This window comes from Desulfofundulus sp., assembly GCF_049701015.1.
Lineage (GTDB): Bacteria > Bacillota > Desulfotomaculia > Desulfotomaculales > Desulfovirgulaceae > Desulfofundulus.
In genome coordinates this window covers 1-19,938 of record NZ_JBNATZ010000015.1, presented here as the reverse complement: position 1 = coordinate 19,938, position 19,938 = coordinate 1, and the positions used below count along the sequence as shown (strand labels likewise).

Annotated in this window: 19 protein-coding genes and 1 riboswitch; of the genes, 1 reads left to right on the top strand and 18 read right to left on the bottom strand. The window is 55.4% G+C overall.

All coding sequences use genetic code 11. The features are described 5' to 3' along the window. Nucleotides 1–135: 135 nt before the first annotated feature. From ACPLUI_RS02100 to spoIVA, 5 genes are all read right to left on the bottom strand, one after another. On the bottom strand, nt 136–939 hold the full coding sequence (locus tag ACPLUI_RS02100; RefSeq protein ID WP_424658617.1) for a LysM peptidoglycan-binding domain-containing protein: 804 nt from the start codon (nt 937–939) through the stop codon (nt 136–138). Continuing rightward, nucleotides 939–1,105, bottom strand: a riboswitch (cyclic di-AMP (ydaO/yuaA leader). It overlaps the preceding gene by 1 nt. A 95-nt stretch (nt 1,106–1,200) precedes the next feature. Then, on the bottom strand, nt 1,201–1,542 hold the full coding sequence (locus ACPLUI_RS02095) for a hypothetical protein (RefSeq protein WP_424658616.1): 342 nt from the start codon (nt 1,540–1,542) through the stop codon (nt 1,201–1,203). 32 nt (nt 1,543–1,574) lie between these two features. Continuing rightward, the gene (thrB, locus tag ACPLUI_RS02090) at nt 1,575–2,489 is read right to left on the bottom strand and encodes a homoserine kinase (protein ID WP_424658615.1); all 915 of its coding nucleotides are present in this window, start codon (nt 2,487–2,489) and stop codon (nt 1,575–1,577) included. A gap of 18 nt (nt 2,490–2,507) precedes the next feature. Further along, complete coding sequence (locus ACPLUI_RS02085; protein WP_424658614.1) at nt 2,508–3,797, bottom strand: homoserine dehydrogenase; 1,290 nt, start codon at nt 3,795–3,797, stop codon at nt 2,508–2,510. Nucleotides 3,798–3,899: 102 nt separating this feature from the next. Continuing rightward, nucleotides 3,900–5,378, bottom strand: coding sequence for a stage IV sporulation protein A (gene spoIVA / locus ACPLUI_RS02080; protein WP_424658613.1), 1,479 nt, complete (start codon nt 5,376–5,378; stop codon nt 3,900–3,902). A gap of 237 nt (nt 5,379–5,615) precedes the next feature. On the opposite strand from spoIVA, the gene ACPLUI_RS02075 reads away from it, so the two are divergent. Further along, nucleotides 5,616–6,482 (top strand): LysM peptidoglycan-binding domain-containing protein, encoded by an 867-nt coding sequence (locus ACPLUI_RS02075; RefSeq protein WP_424658612.1) that lies wholly within the window; start codon nt 5,616–5,618, stop codon nt 6,480–6,482. 26 nt (nt 6,483–6,508) lie between these two features. Here ACPLUI_RS02075 and ACPLUI_RS02070 read toward each other — a convergent pair whose 3' ends face one another. The 13 genes from ACPLUI_RS02070 to ACPLUI_RS02010 all read right to left on the bottom strand — a co-directional run. Beyond that, complete coding sequence (locus ACPLUI_RS02070; protein WP_424658611.1) at nt 6,509–7,573, bottom strand: NAD(P)H-dependent glycerol-3-phosphate dehydrogenase; 1,065 nt, start codon at nt 7,571–7,573, stop codon at nt 6,509–6,511. Between the two features lie 10 nt (nt 7,574–7,583). Then, nucleotides 7,584–8,156 carry a glycerol-3-phosphate 1-O-acyltransferase PlsY gene (plsY, locus tag ACPLUI_RS02065; protein ID WP_424658610.1) on the bottom strand — a complete coding sequence of 191 codons (573 nt, stop codon included), beginning with the start codon at nt 8,154–8,156 and terminating at the stop codon, nt 7,584–7,586. A gap of 12 nt (nt 8,157–8,168) precedes the next feature. Next, nucleotides 8,169–9,482, bottom strand: coding sequence for a ribosome biogenesis GTPase Der (gene der, locus ACPLUI_RS02060; protein WP_424658609.1), 1,314 nt, complete (start codon nt 9,480–9,482; stop codon nt 8,169–8,171). Nucleotides 9,483–9,564: 82 nt separating this feature from the next. Next, on the bottom strand, nt 9,565–10,872 hold the full coding sequence (locus ACPLUI_RS02055; RefSeq protein ID WP_424658608.1) for a DUF512 domain-containing protein: 1,308 nt from the start codon (nt 10,870–10,872) through the stop codon (nt 9,565–9,567). 128 nt (nt 10,873–11,000) lie between these two features. Beyond that, nucleotides 11,001–11,180: a capping complex subunit for YIEGIA gene (locus ACPLUI_RS02050; protein WP_424658607.1), complete on the bottom strand. Its 180-nt coding sequence runs from the start codon at nt 11,178–11,180 to the stop codon at nt 11,001–11,003. A 22-nt stretch (nt 11,181–11,202) separates the two neighbouring features. Further along, nucleotides 11,203–12,093 carry a YIEGIA family protein gene (locus tag ACPLUI_RS02045; protein WP_424658606.1) on the bottom strand — a complete coding sequence of 297 codons (891 nt, stop codon included), beginning with the start codon at nt 12,091–12,093 and terminating at the stop codon, nt 11,203–11,205. Nucleotides 12,094–12,107: 14 nt separating this feature from the next. Then, nucleotides 12,108–13,223 (bottom strand): stage II sporulation protein P, encoded by a 1,116-nt coding sequence (gene spoIIP / locus ACPLUI_RS02040; RefSeq protein WP_424658605.1) that lies wholly within the window; start codon nt 13,221–13,223, stop codon nt 12,108–12,110. A 161-nt stretch (nt 13,224–13,384) separates the two neighbouring features. Further along, nucleotides 13,385–14,146, bottom strand: coding sequence for a DUF1614 domain-containing protein (locus tag ACPLUI_RS02035; RefSeq protein WP_424658604.1), 762 nt, complete (start codon nt 14,144–14,146; stop codon nt 13,385–13,387). A gap of 125 nt (nt 14,147–14,271) precedes the next feature. Then, nucleotides 14,272–16,449 carry a bifunctional 4-hydroxy-3-methylbut-2-enyl diphosphate reductase/30S ribosomal protein S1 gene (locus ACPLUI_RS02030; RefSeq protein ID WP_424658603.1) on the bottom strand — a complete coding sequence of 726 codons (2,178 nt, stop codon included), beginning with the start codon at nt 16,447–16,449 and terminating at the stop codon, nt 14,272–14,274. A gap of 7 nt (nt 16,450–16,456) precedes the next feature. Next, on the bottom strand, nt 16,457–17,047 hold the full coding sequence (locus ACPLUI_RS02025) for a lysophospholipid acyltransferase family protein (RefSeq protein ID WP_424658602.1): 591 nt from the start codon (nt 17,045–17,047) through the stop codon (nt 16,457–16,459). Next, entirely contained in the window at nt 17,047–17,724 is a 678-nt protein-coding gene (gene cmk / locus ACPLUI_RS02020) for a (d)CMP kinase (protein ID WP_424658618.1), read from the bottom strand. Before cmk ends, ACPLUI_RS02025 begins: the two co-directional genes overlap by 1 nt. Nucleotides 17,725–17,829: 105 nt before the next feature. Continuing rightward, nucleotides 17,830–19,122, bottom strand: coding sequence for a 3-phosphoshikimate 1-carboxyvinyltransferase (aroA, locus tag ACPLUI_RS02015; protein ID WP_424658601.1), 1,293 nt, complete (start codon nt 19,120–19,122; stop codon nt 17,830–17,832). A gap of 61 nt (nt 19,123–19,183) precedes the next feature. Continuing rightward, nucleotides 19,184–19,938: prephenate dehydrogenase dimerization domain-containing protein (locus ACPLUI_RS02010; protein ID WP_424658600.1), on the bottom strand; the 755-nt coding region annotated here is incomplete at its 5' end.

The following is a 19,938-nucleotide window of genomic DNA, read 5'->3' as shown; positions in this document are numbered from 1 at the left end:
TATAAAATTTACTTTGTTTGTGTTAAGAATTTATTAACATTCTCAAGAAAAAAAGCCCTGCTCCGGGGACAGGGCCTGTGATAAATTTTTTCCGAGACGTTAAAATATTAACTGATATTTTAATTAGATGTTTAATTAATAAGTAAAAGTAAAACTACCAAGCACCGTGCTGACAGGACGCGATTGGAGCCAGCTGTTCGGAACCCAGGATTCAAAGAAGTACAGGGCGCCGTTGGTGGGATCAACTCCATTGAGGGCGTCCAGTGCCGCCCGCCTGGCTTCCTCGCTGGCCGGTCGATTGATCCAGCCGTTCAAGACGGGCTCAAACTGGTAGGAGCCGGTTTCGTCCACCTGATAAATGACCCCGGGAATGGAATTCGGGAATATACCGCTCTTTACACGGTTCAGCACTACTGCTCCCACCGCCACCTTGGTGATGTAGGATTCCGAGTCGGCTTCGGCCGTAATCAACCGTGCCAGCAGGTCGAAGTCGGAACGGCTATAATTAACGGGACCTCCCCGGCTTACTGGTGCAGGGCTTGTCCCCCGGTTGTTCCCCGCAGGAATGGTCAGTTTCTGCCCCGGGTAGATCACATCACTTCTCAAGCCGTTGGCAGATTTTATCGACTGAAAGCTCACGCCGTAACGCAGGCCAATCAGATAAAGAGTATCCCCCGGCCGTACCACATATGTGCTGGAACCTCCAGTGGAGTTCCCATCCGGAATGTAAAGCTTCTGCCCCGGGTAGATGAGGTCCGTGTAAATACCGTTGGCCTGTCGCAGGTCGTCCACGGTGATTCCATAGGAGCGGCTGATCAGGTAGAGGGATTCACCGGGGCTGACAGTGTGGGTGGCTGCAGCCGCAACACCAGCGGGCAATAAAACAAGTGACGCCAGAGCTACCAGCAGGCAACGGATGTGTAACGAAAAACGGTTCATTTTTCCCTCCTCCGGCCTCCGGGGTTAGTTGATGGGTTCGGGTAGAGGGGACCCTACCACGCGTTTTGTTTCACCTCCTTTAAAACGCCGTGGATTCACCCCGTTACGAGTAAAATCCCCCGTACCCCGGGCTTGTAATTTTCCGGGGATTCGGCCATTGATTGTTAATGTTTCATTTTTTATTATATTAGCTTGTCCGGCTGATGCCAAGTGACAAATTATACCAGGTTGGCGGTTATCAAATAAAAAATAAAGGGTTGATCAGTGCCTGCAGGCTGTCCTGTCGTTCTTTCTCAACCTCGCTCTGATCCTGGCGTTGATCTGTTCCATCAGATAAACGGTGTTAAAAACGTGGTGCAGCTGGACGGCAATACTCTCTATGGGCCTGTCGAGGGAAACCAGGTGAGGCTCTACTACCAGCTCCACGCCATAGGCAGATTCCATCCGGCTTTTAAATTGTTGCAGGATGGTCTCCCTCGTTTGCTCGTCCCCCACCTGCAACCAGGGGAAAAGAGGGTCGATCTCCTTTTTGACATGTTCTTTAACCAGCGCTATCAAAGAATCGCGAAATTGCTCGAAATTGGGCCGTTGAGGTGCTGACAAGGAAATCCCCCCTTGATTCTCTGCCTTGAGACCTACGAAGGTTTGGACTTGATTTCAAGGGCACGGGCACCTACCGGACTGGGTTCCAGAACCAGAGTCCGGGCCTTGATGCCGCTTTCCCGGAACGTATCTTTCATGACCCGTGCAATAAGCTCCAGATTGCTGTCAGCCAGGGCTATTAAAGTTGGCCCCGCACCGCTCAAGCAAACCCCCCGGGCTCCGGCCAGACGGGCGGCTGCCAGTACTCTTTTCATGCCGGGTACGAGGGATGCACGGTATGGCTGGTGGAGCCTGTCCTCCATGGCAGTGGCGAGCAGGTCCAGTTTACCCTGCTGCAGTGCGGCTACCAGCAGGGCAACCCGTCCAAGGTTGAAAACAGCGTCCGCCAGACCGACATGCTGGGGCAGGACCTCCCGGGCGGCCCTGGTACTCAAATGAAAATCCGGTATGGCCACCGCAGCTTTCAGGCCTGCCGGAGGATCGATTTTCACATAGCGGACCTCCTCCTCCACTGTGGTGCAGATAACGATACCTCCCAGAAGGGCCGGTGCCACATTGTCGGGGTGACCTTCAAGCTGCGAAGCCATGTTGAGCAGTTCCCGGCATGAAAGCCTGTTTCCGGAAAGGATATTGGCTGCCACCAGGCCGCCTACAATGGCCGAGGCACTGCTGCCCAGCCCCCGCGCTACCGGAATGTTATTGATCAACCGGATGCGCAGGCCCCCGGGATCAAAACCAACCTGCTTGAAAAGATGCATCGCTGCCCGGTATACCACGTTGCTTTCGTCCCTGGCGATGTCCTGAACGCCTTCTCCATGTACCTCGATGACCAGGCCGCCGGGTAAACGTACCATTTCCACTATGTTGTAAAACTTCAACGCCATCCCCAGGCAATCAAAACCCGGACCCATATTGGCTGTGGTGGCAGGTACCTGCACGCGAACCATCACTCACCCTGCCCCTTTCTACTCTCCCTCTACTCTAATACAACTGGCAATCCGGTCGACCGGACTCAGGCATTCCACCAGGCGTAAAGCGTCCTGCAGGTTTTGTTCCCGCACCCGGTGGGTGACCATCACAATTTCCGCCCTGTTACCATCGGTGTGCTTCTGGATCACCGAAGCCAGGCTGACATCTTTGTCCCCAAAGGCATACGCTATGGCAGCCAGTACTCCCGGCCTGTCGTCTACCATCAGCCGGATATAAAACTTGCTTTCGGTCATGGACATCGGCTTTAATGGTTTTGTTTCGTAGCAGGTGCAGCCGATGAAGCACGGCACCTTGTGTAAAATGTGCCGGGCCGCATCCATGATATCGGCCGCGACAGCACTGCCGGTAGGCAGTTCTCCCGCACCCCGGCCGTAAAACATGGTATCACCCACGGCATCACCCCGGACAAAAATGGCGTTGAAGACGTCGTTGACTGAAGCAAGAGGATGATTCCGGGGGATCATGGTCGGGTGCACCCGTGCCTCGATGCCTTCAGGAGTTTCCTTGGCAATGGCCAGCAACTTGATTACATAATTCAACTCCCTGGCGTAGGTAATGTCTCTAGCGGTAATTTTACTGATTCCTTCGACATAGACATCATTTAACGTAATGCGGGAATTGAAAGCAATGGAAGCAAGGATCGCCAGTTTGCGCGCTGCGTCCAGCCCTTCAATATCGGCGGTTGGATCGGCCTCGGCGTAACCTTTGGCCTGTGCTTCCCGCAGGGCCTGGTCAAAATCCACTCCTTCCCGGGTCATTTTGCTCAACATGTAGTTGGTTGTACCGTTGATAATGCCCATAATCTCCTGAATGCGGTTGGCAGCCAGGCATTCTTTCAAAGGACGGATAATGGGGATGCCTCCAGCCACGCTCCCTTCGAAAAGGAGGCTCGCACCGCTGGCCGCAGCGGCCTCAAAAAGTTCTTTTCCGTGCAGGGCGATCATATCCTTGTTAGCCGTAACCACACTTTTACCCCGTTCCAGGGCAGACAGGACATAGTCCAGTGCCGGGTGAATACCTCCCATTACTTCCACTACAATAGCTATTTCCGGGTCTTCCAGGATGTCCTGGTAATTATCAGTCAGCAGGGCCGGGTCAAGTGGTATCCCCCGGTCTCTGTTTAGATCGCGGACAAGTATGCGTGAAATTTCAACAGGGGCCCCCACCTTATGGGTAATGTTTTCCATATTCCCGGTAAGGATCCGGTAAACCCCGCGGCCTACCGTCCCCAGTCCTAAAAGAGCTATTTTTACCGGTCGATGCAAAACTCTCTCTCCTTCCCTCAAGAGACTTGTCCCTCTTTCAGCCATGAATATTTTATCATCGTCAACTGGTTGAGGGCAAATAAAAAACCGGCCTGGGACCGGTTAAATAATTATACAGATGAGTCCACCGCTTCCCTCATTGACGATGCGTTGAATGGTTTCCTGCAGCTTCGCCCGGGCATTTTCAGGCATACGATAGAGTTTGTTCTGAATTCCTTCCCTGACCAGGTCGTGCACCGACTTGCCAAATATTTCGGATTGCCAGATCTTTTGCGGGTTGGATTCAAACTCGGTGAGCATGTACCGGACCAGTTCTTCGCATTGACGTTCAGTACCGATGATGGGAGTAATTTCAGTGGCGATATCGGCTCTTATCATGTGAATTGAGGGTGCCATTGCCTTGAGTTTGACACCGAAACGGCTGCCCTGGCGTATCAACTGCGGTTCCTCCAGAACCATTTCGTCCAGACTGGGAGTTACCACTCCATAACCGGTTTCCCGTACTTCCGTGAGCGCCTGGGCTACCTTGTCATATTCCCGCTTGGCCACAGCCAGTTCTTTGACCAGCCTGAACAGCTCATGTTCTCCGGTGATATTGAAGCCTGATTCCTCGCTCAAGACCTGGAAGTAAAGCTCCTGGGGAGAAGTTATTTCAATGGCTGCAACCCCCGTGCCCATATCCATTTTGGTAATCCTGACCGACTTGACAAATTCGTAATCTCCCAGCCGTTCCACCGCAGAGTTGATATCCCGGAGGCGGCGCACGTTCTGGATGGTTTCACGAACAGAGTCCTCGACTTTTTGCCTGAGCCAGTGGCTGCTTTCGAGTTCCTCCACCCATTGCGGGAGCAATACGTTAACCTCATTGACCGGAAATTCCATGAGTACCGTTTCCAGGATGAAAAGGGCGTCCTGCTGCGTCATCTGAAGGCAATCCACCGGCAAAACAGGGACATCATATTTTTCGGCCAGTTCTTCGGCCAGAGCTATCGTTTGGGGGTCCTGGGGACGGGTACTGTTCAAAAGCACGAGAAAGGGACGGTTGATCTCCTTGAATTCGGCAATAACCCTTTCTTCCGCTTCAATGTAATTTTCCCGCGGGATATCGGTAATGCTGCCGTCGGTGGTAACCACCACACCCATGGTGGAGTGATCTGAAATCACCTTGCGGGTGCCGATCTCCGCTGCCTCCTGGAAAGGGATGGGCTCGTCAAACCATGGGGTTGACACCATGCGCGGGCCGCTTTCATCTTCGTAGCCCAGAGCCCCCTCCACGCGGTAACCCACGCAGTCAACCAGACGCATTTTCACCTTGAGGTTGGGTGAAATGGCTATTTCTACGGCTTCATTGGGCACGAATTTGGGTTCGGTGGTCATGACCGTCCTGCCCGCACCGCTCTGGGGCAGTTCATCCTTGGCCCTTTCACGGTCGTAGGGGTTTTCAATGTTCGGAATCATCAACAGTTCGGCAAAACGCTTGATAAAGGTAGACTTCCCTGTGCGGACACCGCCGCTAACGCCCAGGTAGATATCGCCGCCGGTACGTTCCGCGATATCCCGGAAGATATCCACTTTTTCCATGGACGTAACCTCCTTAATCATTTTGCAGCCAGTAGTCTAGTTTTTTCCAATGGCATACATTAACAATATATATATATTAAGCCCCCGGCGGATTATGACCGGGGCTAATTTTTTTAAGGGAATTTTTATTGGTTTAAATTCAGGAAAAAATTTGGTTGACCTGGAAGGAATCCGGCAGAGGGTGTCGAACACAATCTTTGAGAAAATGAAAAGTTGTCAGGAGAGGGGAGTGGTGCATTGAAGAGGAGGCCTTACCCGCTTGCAAGGGCAGGGCTCCTGGGGCGGGTTTTTCTGATCAGTTTTTTGTGTATGTACCTTTTGCCTTCAGTTTCCTGGGCTGACCTCAAGCATACGGTGGCTCCCGGGGAGACCCTTTACCAGCTCAGCCTCCGGTACGGAACCACGGTTGAAGCTTTACAGACAGCCAATGGTTTATACGGACCTCTAATTCACCCTGGTCAGGTACTGGTTATTCCTGGTTCGACAAAGGTCGGGACGACCCACAGTACTCCGGTCAAAGGTGAAAGTGCCGGTGCCGGGGTTGGCAGATATATTGTCCGTCCGGGAGATTCCTTGTATTTAATCGCAAAGCGTTACGGTCTGCATGAGTCCTCACTCAAGGAAGCCAACAACTTAAGCTCCGACCTTATTTTCCCGGGACAGGTTTTAGTTATCCCTGCGGGTACTTCGCGGGTATCGCGCGGCCTTCAGGTTTCCCGCGGCGGCACTGACTGTGCAAGAGCGGTGCTGGCCATGGCTTTTTCTCTGCTGGGCAGGCCTTACGCCTACGGGGGAAGCGGTCCCGGAGCTTTCGACTGTTCCGGCTTTACTTCATATGTATTCCGGGAGACGGTAGGCATAAATCTGCCCCATAATGCAGCTGCTCAAGCCCGGCTTGGTACCCGTGTCGGTCGTTATGATCTGTCTCCGGGGGATCTTGTTTTCTTCGGCTATTACGGCAGCGGAGATATCAACCATGTAGGTATATATGTGGGTCAGGACCGGTTTATTCATGCTTCTTCCAGTGAAGGGGTAAAATTTTCCTGTCTGAGCGAGTCTTATTATGCCGCCAATTACCGGGGTGCGACCAGAATCCTGCGTTAAATATAAACCCGCCGAAACAGGCGGGTTTATTTACATGGATTGTTGTTCCAGTAGAAGGCAGCCGCCATGGCTACCTCCTCCATTTCGCGCCTGCGGCCCCTGCTCATAAGGTTGACAACTGCTTCCCGGGGAGGTAAGCCTTCGAAGAGTACGCGGTACATCTGCTCGGTGATGGGCATTTCCACCCGGTGCCTGGCCGCCAGGCGGTAGGCCGCCCGGGTGGTACGCACTCCTTCCACTACCATTTGTACACTGGCCACTGCTTCGGAAAGGCTCTTCCCCCGTCCGATTTCGATCCCGGCCCGTCGGTTGCGGCTGTGCATGCTGGTGCAGGTGACAATTAAATCCCCCACCCCGGCCAGGCCGGCAAAAGTTAGGGGATTGGCCCCCATGGCCAGCCCCAACCGGGTCATTTCAGCCAGGCCCCGGGTCATCAAGGCTGCCTTGGTGTTATCCCCGAAACCCAGCCCGTCGGCAATACCCGTACCCAGGGCGATAATATTTTTCAGGGCGCCCCCCAGTTCCACTCCGGCCACATCGGGATTGGTATAAACCCGGAAATTGCCTGTCATCAGCAGGTCCTGGGCAGCTTCCACCACACTCATGTCCCTGCCGGCCACCACGACGGCGGTGGGAATCCCACGCCCCACCTCTTCGGCGTGACTGGGTCCGGAGAGTACCACATACCTGTTGCTGTCCTCTTCCCCGGCTTCCGCGGCAAATACCTGCGAAAGGGTGAGGAGGCTGTCTTCCTCGATACCCTTGGCTGCGTTTATCAGAATTGCCCCGGCTGGCAGGTATGGGAGTGAGGAACGCAGGGCTTCGCGGAAAGCGTGGGATGGTACGCTGAAAATAACCGCCCGGGCGTTTTTTACCACTGAGGAAAGTTCGGTGGTCACGCGTACGTTTGGAGGGAGATAAACTCCCGGCAAATAGCGGCTGTTCTGACCTTCGGCGTTAATCTGCGCGGCCAGGTCCTCCCGGCGCGACCACATGTCGACCTGTATCCCTTTACCCGCCAGCAGTACTGCCAGAGCAGTACCCCAGCTGCCGGCTCCCAGGATGGCTACCTTTTGTCTCACTACTGCCAACCCTTCCTTATCAGCGAATTTTGGATTCAGTACCGGCCAGCAGCCGGCGGATATTGGGTATGTGTTTGTAGACAGCAATTATTGCTACCACCAGAGAGAAGGCCAGGTACTTCCCGGGCTGGTGTAAGACTAACATCCACAGGGGCATTGAAACAGCAGCCACTATGGAGCCCAGGGAAACGTACCCAGATGCGATTACCACTATCACCCACAGCCCGAGGGCCAGAAGTGCGGCTGCCGGTGCAAGGCCCAGGAAAACTCCAAGTCCGGTCGCAATAATCTTTCCTCCCCGGAAGCCCAGAAACAACGGCCAGCTGTGTCCGGCAATTGCGGCCAGGCCACAGGCCAGTTCAAGCCCATGTCCCCCGAAGTAACGGCCCAGGAGTACGGCCGCCAGGCCTTTGCCGGCATCGCCCGCGAGAGCGATTACACCAGCCACAGGGCCCAGGTTTCGCCAGACATTGGTGGTCCCGATATTCCCACTGCCGCGTTGCCGGATATCCACTCCCCGGGCGCGCCCCAGCAGGTAACCCACGGGTATTGAGCCAATCAGATAGCTGACCACCACGGCTAGAACAACCATGCTCCACCCTCCTTAATCCCGCTGCCTCAGGACAAAGCGTATGGGCGTTCCGTGAAAGCCAAAAGCCGCCCGGAGCTGGTTCTCCAGATAGCGCAGGTAAGAAAAATGCATCAAGTCCGGATCGTTGACAAAAAGGATAAAAGTGGGGGGTTTTACCCCGCCCTGGGTGGCGTAAAGTATTTTCAAACGCCGGTTTTTATCCGACGGCGGCGGGTTATGTAAAACAGCATCTCTTAACAGCCTGTTCAGATCGGACGTGTTGATGCGCAGGCATTGCTGCTGTGCCACCAGGTCAACCAGTTCCAACAGCCTGTGTACCCGCTTTCCGGTAAGGGCGGAGATGAAAACCACCGGTGCGTAGGTCATGAAGGCCAGTTCCCGGCGGATAAGTTCCGTAAAGCGTTGAGAGGTATGGGTGTCCTTTTTTACCAGGTCCCATTTATTAACAGCCAAAACGCTGGCCTTGCCCTGTTCATGTGCATAGCCGGCAATACGCTTATCCTGTTCCGTAACTCCTTCTACGGCATCCAGTACTACCAGGGCCACTTCACAGCGTTCCACTGCTCTCAGGGAGCGGAGCACGCTGTATTTTTCCACGTTTTCTTCTATGCGGCTCTTTCGCCGGATGCCAGCCGTATCTACCAGAACGTAGGTGCGTCCTTCCCGCTCAAAGCACGTATCAATGGCATCCCGGGTGGTGCCAGGGGTATCGCTCACGATTACCCGCTCTTCACCCAGAATGGCATTGACCAGGGAAGACTTGCCCACATTGGGCCGCCCGATAACGGCAATGTGTATGGTATCGGGTTCCTGATCCTCTGGAACAGCGGGAGGCAGAACCGATACCAGGCGGTCCAGGAGGTCCCCGGTATTCATACCCTGGGCGGCCGAGACAGGGATGGGTTCACCCAGACCCAGGCGGTAGAACTCCACCAGCTGATCGGTACGCTGGAAGTTCTCCACCTTGTTGGCCACCAGCAACACTGGCTTGCTGGTACGCCTCAGGAGAGCAGCCACGTCCTCATCCGTACTTGTTAACCCTGTCCTGGCATCCACCAGGAAGAGTATGACATCGGCTTCTTCTATGGCAAGCTCCACCTGCCGCCGCACCTGCCGGGGAATATCCCCCGCTTCCACAAAGTCCAGACCGCCGGTATCCACGAGGGTGAACACACGGCCGGCCCATTCAGTATCCCGGTAAAGCCGGTCGCGAGTTATCCCGGGCTCATCTTCAACTATGGCTATACGGCCTCCCACCAGGCGGTTAAACAGAGTGGATTTTCCCACATTGGGGCGCCCTACGATGGCTACTACCGGTTTGGACAAGTGCGATATTCCTCCTTCATCAGTACAGGAGTAGATAGCAGACCACGCTCGAGTATTTCCCACAAGCGCGGAACATCGTGGCTTACGGATTTTCACAAACAGCTTCTACGAGCTCTGCCGGTCCGTCAACCACTATCACGGGGCGGTCCAAACGATTGGAAAGCTCAGCTACAGTCATGTCGTCCAGAAAAACCTGATCCGGACGGCGCAGCATGACCGCGGGCAGGACTAAAGTCTGCCCCGGGTTCTCGCCTTCCAGGGCGGCCAGGATATCCCTTCCGGAGATAAGGCCTGCTACCGTTACCTGTGGCCCAAATAAACGGTTTGGGATGACAGCCAGTTCTACCGCCAGATTATCGATTTCATTCAACCTCTCAACTACCGGTGCCAGGATTTCCCCGGCCAGCACCCCTGTAGCTACGGTTACGTGACGGGGCCGGGCTACGGCCCGGGGCAGGGTCCGGGCTACTTTCTCCCATTCATCCAGGAAAAGACGCACCAGCCCCACGCCGTTCTCCGTCTGGGGGAAATCATCGTAACGGAAGGCCGGGGGGACTTCTCTACCCGCCAGCAGGTAAAATTCGTCACTGGCGAAAACTACTGCGCGAGCACAGCGCTCCAGGCAGTGGTCCTGCCAGTTTTGTACCTGCTCCACTATTCCGGCCGCCTCTTCCCGTGTGAACGTCCGAAGAGGGGAAAGACCTTCACGATAGCGGGTGAGACCTACCGGAACAATGGCTATGGAACGTACAGCCGGCCACAGATTGACCAGGTCCTTCACAGTGCGTTCAAGTTCTACACCATCGTTTATACCCGGGCAGAGGACTACCTGGGTGTGCAGTTCGATCCCACCCCCGGCCAGCCGGTTCAGCTGCTCCATGATCTTGCCTGCCCGGGGATGACCGAGCATTTTTTCCCTGAGAGCGGGGTTGGTGGTGTGTACGGATATGTAGAGGGGTGATAACCGCTGCCTCACGATGCGCTCCAGGTCCCTCTCGTTCAGGTTGGTCAGGGTGATAAAATTTCCATGGGTGAAAGAAAGACGGTAGTCATCATCTTTGACGTACAGGGAAGGGCGCAGACCCCCGGGCATTTGATCAACAAAACAAAAAAGACAGCGGTTCTGACAGCGGCGGATGGGTTCCAGCCCCCCGCCGGCAAAATCCACGCCAAGGTCGTCATCATAGTCCTTTTCCACGTCGCAAACCCATTCCTCACCGTTTGCCTTGACCAGGGTAATAGTCAGTTCCTCTTCGCAGGTCAAAAAACGGTAATCCAGGATATCCTCGACTGGCAGGCCGTTCACGGCCACCAGCCGGTCCCCCGGTTCCATCCCGAGTTCGGCGGCAATGCTGCCGGGGGCCACTTTTTCGATTTCAAGACCCTGCATCCCCACGGTAGGTCACCTTTTTTCTATGTTCTTTGTTTTTCCACGTACCCGAGTAATGTAATAGTATTATAGTGTAATTTCATATCATGTCGCAAGTCTTGTGAGGTTACGTCCGAGAGTGATGTTTTTCAGTGTTTCACAATGACGTAGACGCCGTTTTCCAGGTCGTGTACCATGGCATCCAGGGTACGGGCTAAATAACGAGCCATCTTCTCCTGCTCTTCCTGGTTACGGGCAAAAAAAATAGGCGCTCCTCCGGCGACAATATCCATGTTCAGGGTTACCACAGCCAGTATGCGGTTTACCATTATCATCCTCTCCATTGCTTTTCTACCTGGCGGCCATCCTTCCCGCTTCAGTTTTTAAGGGCCTGGAACGGGCGCTTTCCAGCACGGGAGTACGTTTTACCGCCAGAATTAAAGCATCCATGTCTCTCTCCACCGGCACCGTATATAACCCCACAGCCCCGCTGTCGGGGTCGATGCGGGCCAGAGGGGTGAATTCGGGAAGGTCCACGTCCTTTTTGGTTCCCAGGAGTACCGTAACGGTGTGTGCTATAGCCTGACGCTGGCCCAGATCATGAATGGTGTTCCGGGCATCAGCATTCTTTGGTTTAATTAAAACAGCCAGGCCTTCAGCCGTAATCCGTGCGCGCATTTCCCTCAAGCCAATATTGATGAACCCGATGTTGTCAACCATGAGGATGGAATCTTTAAACCACAGCCTGGCAGGAACAACCTCGCATATATCGCCAATGGTTTCACCCGCCATGAAGGTACGCACGAACACGATGGTCAGGAGGGCCATGACAACCGCCGCTGGGGCTTTCCCCAGTTCGTAAGCGATACTGGTCAGGAGGGCACAGGCCATGGTCAGGTAGTTTCGGGCTTCAAATGTGCGGGCTATACCCTCGATATAGTCACTACCACGCTTGACCAGTTCATTTTCATCGAGGTGCTCCAGAGTTTTTCTTTCAATACCGCGTATTTCCCGGAACTGGCTGGCGGCCAGAGCCAGAAAGGTCACCGCCGTATAATCCGGTTTCAGAATGGCCGGGATGGCCACCGACCCCAGGGCCGAGGCAATAAAGCCGAGTGACAGGTGGGAGAGATAACCGTGAGGGTAGCCGGGATACTGGCGGTAATCCAGGTGGAGCATAACCATCCGCGCTATAGTCCCTGCCAGTGTCCCGGCAATTATGGTAGCAAGATAACGTTCCAAATTCACTTACACCTCTAATCCTGGCGGATGCGTTCCAGGTGGTCCCTGGCTGTTTCATTGGCATCGGGATCTTCCCGGCCTGGAACGGGCACATGTGTGGCCTTCTCTGCAGTATCAAGATCGGGCTTTTTGGCCCGCCGGGGGGCGAAAAAGCTGGTAAATTCACGCCCGAAGAAGTCTCCCAGCCTGCTTTTAGCCCTGTCCCAGCTGCCGGCGCTTATGAGCAGGAAGGCACCACCGCCAAGCAGTGTCAAGGCGACAATCCAGCCAAGGGCTTTCCAGCTGCCCGGTGTTCTGGCTGTACGGTCGGTAATCGGCTTGGGCGCTCCTGCAGGCGCAGGTCCGGCCAGACCCAGTACCACCGGGACGGCGTCAGCCAGGAGGGCGATGCCCTTTTCAGCCTCGACCTTGGTATTGGTGTGGGTACCTGCTTCAATGAGCAGGGCGGTGGGCATCAGGTCCTGGTTATAGTTGCCTTTGGCAGTGAAGATTTCTTTCACTATCGGCTTGTGCACGGTATTTGCATATGACATGAGTCTCTTGGCAAAATCCAGGTTCGCCTGCATTCTGGGGTTTTCCCGTCCCACCACAAGCCGGGTTTGAGCCACCTGTTGCTGTGATATGGAGCGCCTGTAATAGCTGGGGTCCGGTACTCCATCCCTGTGCACATCGAAAATGGCGATAGGGTTGTTCTGCATCAACCTCATGGCCGTTCTGCGCGAACGGTAGTAGGCGTTGTCGTCATGGGGGTCGTGGGGAGTTTTATCGTAATCCACTCTGACCCCCTTGTTTTTCAGACGGCTTACCAGTGTTTCCCCTACTTGATAAATACCTCCCTTGAAGGGACGGGATTCCGACCCGTCCGTAGGTACATAGGATTCATCGCTGTGAGTGTGGTAGATACCAACAGGCCGGGTGTCACGGGCCATCAGTGTGACGGGAACTTCGAGATGGCTGTAGAATTCATTGTAGGCCAGCAGGTCTTTGTCCATTCCGACAAAGCGGGCGGAAGCGGTGTTACCCTGTATTTTTACCACCCGGTAGTGACGGCCTTCGGCTGTGAATATTTCGTCACCTACCGCCACACGGCGCGAAACCTGGCTGATCACGCGGCCCTGTTCGTCCTTCACCGTGCACACGTTCCCAACCCGGTGGTCGTTTTCCCCTTCTCTGAAAGGTGAAACCAATGACCATACCGGTTGAGTGAGCCGGGAAGCCGATAAACCCAGCAGTAGCGATATTCCTACCAGGAGAAGGCCGATTCCCCAAATGACCCTGCTTTTAGCCCCTGTCATTTTATTGACCCCCTTTTACCGGTCCCGGAACCATCCTGGCCGGTCTCCTCTTTACCCTCTCCAGTATCCGTGCCCGGTTTGCGTAAAGCCCTTAATAGAGCTTCCGGTCGTCCCTCTGTTGCGGGACCTCCCTGCAGGCGTTCCCGGACCTCACCCACAACTTCAGCCAGAAGGACAGCCAGGATGCCTCCCAGCACAATAGCGTCGAAAGCACCGGCTCCACCAATCGCTACCCGGCCTGCGGGAGCACCGCGGCTGACGAGCCAGAAATAGTAACCTATATCCAGAATCAACAGCCCGAGTGTAGCTGAGACGAAGGCGGCCCTCCTGGACCGTCCGGCCAGGTAGCCCACCACTCCTGCTGCCAGAGGATAAAACCAGAGGGCGTCAATAATTTCGTACCTGCCTCCGGGCTCGGGAAGTCCGCGCATTACCAGGGAGCCCAGGGCGTAGACCGCCAGAGCGGTCACCACCGAGCCTACCAGAGCACGAATGCGTTCCATGGAAGTACCTGCTTTAGCGAGCAGGTAAATGGCCAGGCCCAGAGGGATCAAACCACCGCCGATGTTAATGGTAACGGGATAGCGGCCGGCCGGAATGGGTATGGAAAAAAAGCTCCCTATTATCATGGCCACAATTACCGCTAGAGCACCCCGGTCGGTAAGACGCATGCGGTCCAGGGCCCGGTGTGCCAGCCCGAAAAAGATCAGGAGGGTAACAATAATCAGTGCGGTTAAACCCACGGGAAAGCCGGTCATCTGCAATCCTCCTCGTTATTGATTCTCTTTTTAGACTGCCCCGGCCGGACATAAATATGCAAAAAAAAGCGGCGTTTCATACGCCGCTGGTTATTAAATCACCGTCTATCATACCAGGGTTAAGTTTACTTTTCAAAAAGGTCTCCCACCACTTCACCTATGGTTACGCTGGCACCGTTATCGCTGTACTGGTGTCTCGGCTCCCTGGTACGCCGGCTTTCCTTTTCCCGTTCACGGTTGACCTCCCGGATGGACAGGCGGATGCGTTTTTCCGTACGGTCCACACTGAGTACTTTGACTTCCACTTCGTCTCCTTCCTGGACCACTTCATCAGGAGTCGCTACGTGCCTGTCGGCCAGGTGGGAAATATGCACCAGTCCCTCCACACCCGGTTCCAGCTGTACAAAAGCTCCGAAGGGTGCAAGCCGTACCACTTTTGCCCGTACAATGCTGCCTACAGGATATTTTTCTTCCACGTTGTCCCAGGGATTGGGCAGCACCTGTCTCAAGCCAAGGGAAATTTTCTCGTTTTCCCGGTCCACCCGGAGAACCATCACGTCGACTTCGTCACCTACATTTACAACTTCGGAGGGGTGATTGATGCGGTACCAGGCCATTTCAGAAATGTGTAGAAGCCCATCCACGCCACCAATGTCCACAAAAGCACCAAAACTGGTGAGCCGGCGAACCACTCCGCGTACCACCTGGCCCTCCTGCAGACTTTCCAGCATTTCCTTGCGCCTGCGGGCCGCTTCTTCTTCCAGTACGGCCTTGCGGGACAGGATAACTTTCCGCTTGCTGCGGTTCAGTTCAATTACCTTGGCCCTGACCTTTTCCCCCACATACTTGCTCAGGTCATCGACATAGCCTCTTTCAACCAGGGAGGCGGGCAGAAAAGCCCTCAATCCCACATCTACCAGGAGACCGCCCTTCACAACTTCCCGCACGATGCCTTCGACAGGTTCGCCATTCTCCAGATGCTCGCTTAACCTGGCCCAGGCCCTTTCCGCGTCGGCTCTTTCCTTGGAAAGAATAAGCCTGCCCTCATTGTCTTCTGCTTTAATTACGGCTACTTCTATCTCATCCCCAACGCTTACCACTTCTGAAGGGGAACTTACATTGTAGCAGGATAATTCCCTTAAGGGAATTATACCTTCAGATTTGGCTCCCACGTCCACCAGCACTTCGTCGGGACCTACCTGGACCACGACACCCTTCACAATCTGTCCCGGGTGCAGGGACTTCACCTCTACAGCTTCTTTCATGCCGTCCTCTGTGGAGCGTATCTCTTCCGTAGCTTCCCCGACGGGAGCACCGGTAGTTTCGCTATCGCTGTCCCCGGTGGTATGCCCGGCAGCATGAACTTCCCCGGTCATCTCCTCGGCAGCACCGCCGGGTGCCACCTGTTCTCTTTCTTCCCCGGCCACATTTGTGTCTTTGATGCTTTCCTCCACTGCTACCATTTCGCCCAACTCCTTCATCCGTCGTTCTACCTCCTCGATAATCCAGTCAGGTGTGGATGCCCCTGCTGTCAATCCCGCTACCTTCACCCTCTTGAACCAGGAGGGGTCCAGTTCCCGGGCTGTTTCCACCTGATAGGTTGGTACACCCGCCTGCCGGCAAAGGGAGGCCAGCTTGCGGGTATTGGCGCTAGATTTTCCGCCGACCACCACCATAACATCCACCTCCCGGGCCAGTTCCAGGGCAGCCTGTTGCCTGGCCCCGGTGGCATGACAGATGGTATTGTATACTTTTAGTTGTCCCGCTTTGTGCTGCAGGACATCCACCACTGCCTGGAAGTTGGCCAGCGGCTGGGTAGTTTGGGCCAGAACGGCCATCCGGGGTGCTACCGGCAGATCCTCGGCTTCCCGGGGTCCCTCCACCACTACCGCCCGCCCACCGGTCCAGTCCACAATACCCTGAACCTCGGGATGATTTTTATCGCCCACGACCACCACCAGCGTACCACTGGAGGCTTCTGAATGGGCCAGTTCCTGTGCCCTGCCCACAAAGGGACAGGTAGCATCCACTACCTTCAAGTTGCGTTCCCTGGCGGCAGCCAGAATCCCGGGGCCCACGCCGTGGGAACGGATGATCAGCTTCCCCCCGGGGCGGGCTTCATTAATTCCAGCTATTTCCTGTATGCCCGCTGCCGCCAGTTTTTCCATCACCTGTGGGTTATGGATCAGGGGGCCCAGACAGTAAACAGGCCCGTCCCGTTCCCTGACCGTTTGCAATGCCAGATCCAATGCTCTTTTCACGCCAAAACAAAAACCCGCTCTTGCAGCCCACCGCACTTGCATCAACAAATCACCGTCTTACTTTTCCGCTCTCCATAAGCCTGGCAATTTCCCTCATTATTTCCCGGCTTAATGCCTGGTAATCCGGCCGGCCAGATTGTTCCTCGCGGGAAAACGCCAGCGGCTTACCTATATATACCCGGACCTTGCCGAAGACCCCCCGGGTATTGATTACCGCCACTGGAAGTACGGGTACTTTTGCCCGCAGGGCCAGCATGGCCGCCCCGAGATGCGGTTCCAGGAGTTCACCACTTTTGCTTCTGGTCCCTTCAGGGAAAATACCCACCACCCGGCCCTGTTTTAACAGTTCCAGTGCCCGGCGGATAGCCTGCCTGTCTCCGCCTCCCCGGCGTACGGGAAAAGCACCCAGAGCCGTTATTACCGTTCCCAGGAGGGGTATGCGAAAGAGCTCGGCTTTGGCTATAAAGTGCACCTGGCGAGTCAGAGCGCAGCCTACCACAACAGGATCCCAGTAACTGACGTGATTGCTGACCACCAGGACTCCGCCGGAGCGGGGGAGATTATCAGCCCCCACCACTTCCCAGCGACGGACGAGAACCAGGATTACTCTGCATACTGCCCGGGCAAACCGGTAAAACATCAGGAAGCCCTCCCCAGCACCCGGGCGGCAATCATCTCAACCACTTGTTCGGCACTCAGGTCTGAACTGTCTATAACCCAGGCATCGGGAGCCGGTTTCAGTGGGGCGATGGAACGGCAGCTGTCCTGTCTGTCCCGTTCCATAATTTCCTCGACTAAAGAATCCAGCGGAACGTGGTAGCCCCGGGCCAGCAAGTCACGCTGGCGGCGCCTGGCTCTGGCTTCAGGCGATGCTGTCAGAAAAACCTTCACCTGGGCATCTGGAAGTACTACTGTACCCACATCCCGCCCATCCATAACCACATTTTTGGATCTCGCCAGCTCCCGTTGCCGGTCAACCATTATTTCACGTACGCCGGGCAGACTTGCCACCATTGAAACGTGGCGTGTGACCTCCGGTTCCCGGATAGCCTGAGTTACATCTTCGCCGTCCAGGAATACCCGGGTCAGACGGTCGGGATCGGTGGTCAATTCAATCCGGCTCTGATTGGCCAGTGCCTTCAGAGATTCTTCATCGGCAAGGTTTAACCTCCGGCGCAGAGCTTTCAGGGTTATTGCCCGGTACATGGCTCCTGTATCAATGTATAAAAAGCCCAGTCGCCGGGCCAGTTCCCGGGCTACCGTACTTTTACCCGCCCCGGCCGGGCCGTCGATAGCAACCGAAATCGCTGGAACCATGGTCATCTCCCTATTATAGTAACACAAATACTCTTTTTACTTCGACACCGTAAAATTTTTTCCTTCAAAAAAGAGAAAAGAAGCCGGGAGAAAGTCTCCTGGCTTCTAGTCTACCCGCAAAGAGCTTAGAATACCAGCGAAACCGGGGAAGGAAACATCCACACAACCTGCATCCCGGATTACCGTCTTACCCCGGGCCGCCAGACCTGCTACAGCCATGGCCATTGCTATGCGGTGATCTCCATGACTGTTACATGAGGCTCCTGTCAGCGGTCGGCCCCCGCGTACACGCAGGCCGTCATCCAGTGCCTCTATTTCCACGCCAAATTTTTTAAGCTCCTGCACTACGGTTGCGATACGGTTGCTTTCCTTCACTTTCAGCTCCGAGGCATCCCGTACCACCAGCTCTCCTTCCGCCAGGGCACCGGCTACTGCCAGGACCGGGATTTCGTCTATGAGGCGGGGGATCAATTCACCACCAATGGTTACGCCTCTCAGGCGGGAATGGCGAACCCGGATGTCCGCCACTGGCTCGCCACCCAGCTCGTGCCGGTTGAAAACCTCCAGGTCGGCACTCATGGCCTGCAGCACTTCCACAATACCATTCCGGGTCGGGTTGACCCCGACTTCCCGTATGGTTACGTCGGAACCGGGAATTACCGCAGCCGCAACCAGAAGGAAAGCAGCGGACGAGATATCGCCGGGCACTGTTACCCTGCGTCCTGACAGGACCTGCCCTCCCTTGATCCAGACGGTAAGTCCTTCTTTCCCTATTTCAGCACCGAAGTATTGCAACATGCGTTCCGTATGGTCCCGGGACGGAGCGGGTTCAACAACCCGTGTTTCGCCCCGTGCCAAAAGGCCGGCCAGCAACAGGGCCGACTTTACCTGGGCGCTGGCCACAGGCAGGTGAAACTCCGCACCCTGCAGTTCACCGCCCCGTACCGCCAGGGGAGCCAGATTGGCTCCCTGGCGTCCCCAGATGGAGGCACCCATTCTGGATAAGGGCCCTGTCACCCTTTTCATAGGACGCCTGCGCAGTGAGGCATCGCCGGTAATAACGGAAAAAAAAGGTAACCCGGCCAGGATGCCCAGCAGAAGACGTATGGTTGTGCCGGAATTGCCCGCATCCAGCACATTTTCCGGTTCCTTCAGGGCTCCAGGGCCCCTGCCGTGTACTACCAGCCGGCCGTTTTCACCGGGGCCGGTAAATGTTACTCCCATTTGGGCCAGGCATTTCACCGTAGCCAGGCAGTCAGCACCCATAAGAAAATTCTCAATTTGAGTATCGCCTTCAGCCAGCGCACCGAGCATGGTTGCCCGGTGCGAGATGGATTTGTCCCCGGAGACTCTAACGCTTCCCCGCAGTGCCCGGGGCGGGGTGATTTCCAGGTTCAACTATACTACCTGCCTTTCATTTGCAAAATATCCACCGGACTCTTGAAAGACCAGGGTTATTTCACCGCTTCACCACCTGGTACCCGGCCCGCCTCAAGATCTCAGCCGCTTCCTCCTGTTCGGCGACGGTGGCGAAGGCCAGGCGGACGGAGCCCCCTTCCCCTTCCCGCACCCGGATTATTTCAATGTCGCTGATGTTGATGCCCGCGTCTCCCAGGAGGCCGGCAACTCTGGCAATCATACCCGGACGGTCAGGAACACCCGCCACTATTTCATACATGGTCCCCAGATACCCGCGCATGCTGGCGGGTATTTGTTTGCGTGCCTGGCTGGCCCGTCCTAAAAGGTTCAGGATTCTTTCACCTTCACGGTTTTTTATTGCTTCTTCCACCAGGTCCAGTTGCTGGCGGAAGGCATCCAGCACCATGGTAACCGCCTGTGCATTTGAGAGAAGAATATCCCGCCACATTGAAGGATTACCGGCGGCCACCCGGGTTGTATCCCGGAACCCCCCGGCACCCAGGGGGAGAAAACCCTCCCCCCCGGGTAAGTTTACCAGCGTATTCACCAGGGTTGCAGCCACCAGGTGGGGCAGGTGGCTGACTGCAGCTACGGCCCGGTCATGCTCTGCAGGGGTCATTTCCACCACTTTAGCCCCCACCCCGGCAGCCAGCTTCCTTACCTTTTCAAGAGCCTGCAGGGGTGTATCCGGAAGAGGAGTGATGATGTAAAAGGCATTCTCAAAAAGGTAGGGGTCCGCATCCTCGTTTGCGAGGGCGTTCGTCTTCGTCGCCTTATCGGCCGCTTTCACAGCCC

What these genes read in the sequence shown, in the direction of transcription:
- thrB (WP_424658615.1), bottom strand. Translation starts at nt 2,489, where the DNA reads ATGGTTCGCGTGCAGGTACCTGCCACCACAGCCAATATGGGTCCGGGT.
- ACPLUI_RS02055 (WP_424658608.1), bottom strand. Translation starts at nt 10,872, where the DNA reads ATGCAGGGTCTTGAAATCGAAAAAGTGGCCCCCGGCAGCATTGCCGCC.
- ACPLUI_RS02100 (WP_424658617.1), bottom strand. Translation starts at nt 939, where the DNA reads ATGAACCGTTTTTCGTTACACATCCGTTGCCTGCTGGTAGCTCTGGCG.
- plsY (WP_424658610.1), bottom strand. Translation starts at nt 8,156, where the DNA reads ATGGTTGTTCTAGCCGTGGTGGTCAGCTATCTGATTGGCTCAATACCC.
- ACPLUI_RS02035 (WP_424658604.1), bottom strand. Translation starts at nt 14,146, where the DNA reads ATGACCGGCTTTCCCGTGGGTTTAACCGCACTGATTATTGTTACCCTC.
- ACPLUI_RS02050 (WP_424658607.1), bottom strand. Translation starts at nt 11,180, where the DNA reads ATGGTAAACCGCATACTGGCTGTGGTAACCCTGAACATGGATATTGTC.
- ACPLUI_RS02030 (WP_424658603.1), bottom strand. Translation starts at nt 16,449, where the DNA reads ATGCAAGTGCGGTGGGCTGCAAGAGCGGGTTTTTGTTTTGGCGTGAAA.
- cmk (WP_424658618.1), bottom strand. Translation starts at nt 17,724, where the DNA reads ATGGTTCCAGCGATTTCGGTTGCTATCGACGGCCCGGCCGGGGCGGGT.
- spoIVA (WP_424658613.1), bottom strand. Translation starts at nt 5,378, where the DNA reads ATGGAAAAAGTGGATATCTTCCGGGATATCGCGGAACGTACCGGCGGC.
- ACPLUI_RS02025 (WP_424658602.1), bottom strand. Translation starts at nt 17,047, where the DNA reads ATGTTTTACCGGTTTGCCCGGGCAGTATGCAGAGTAATCCTGGTTCTC.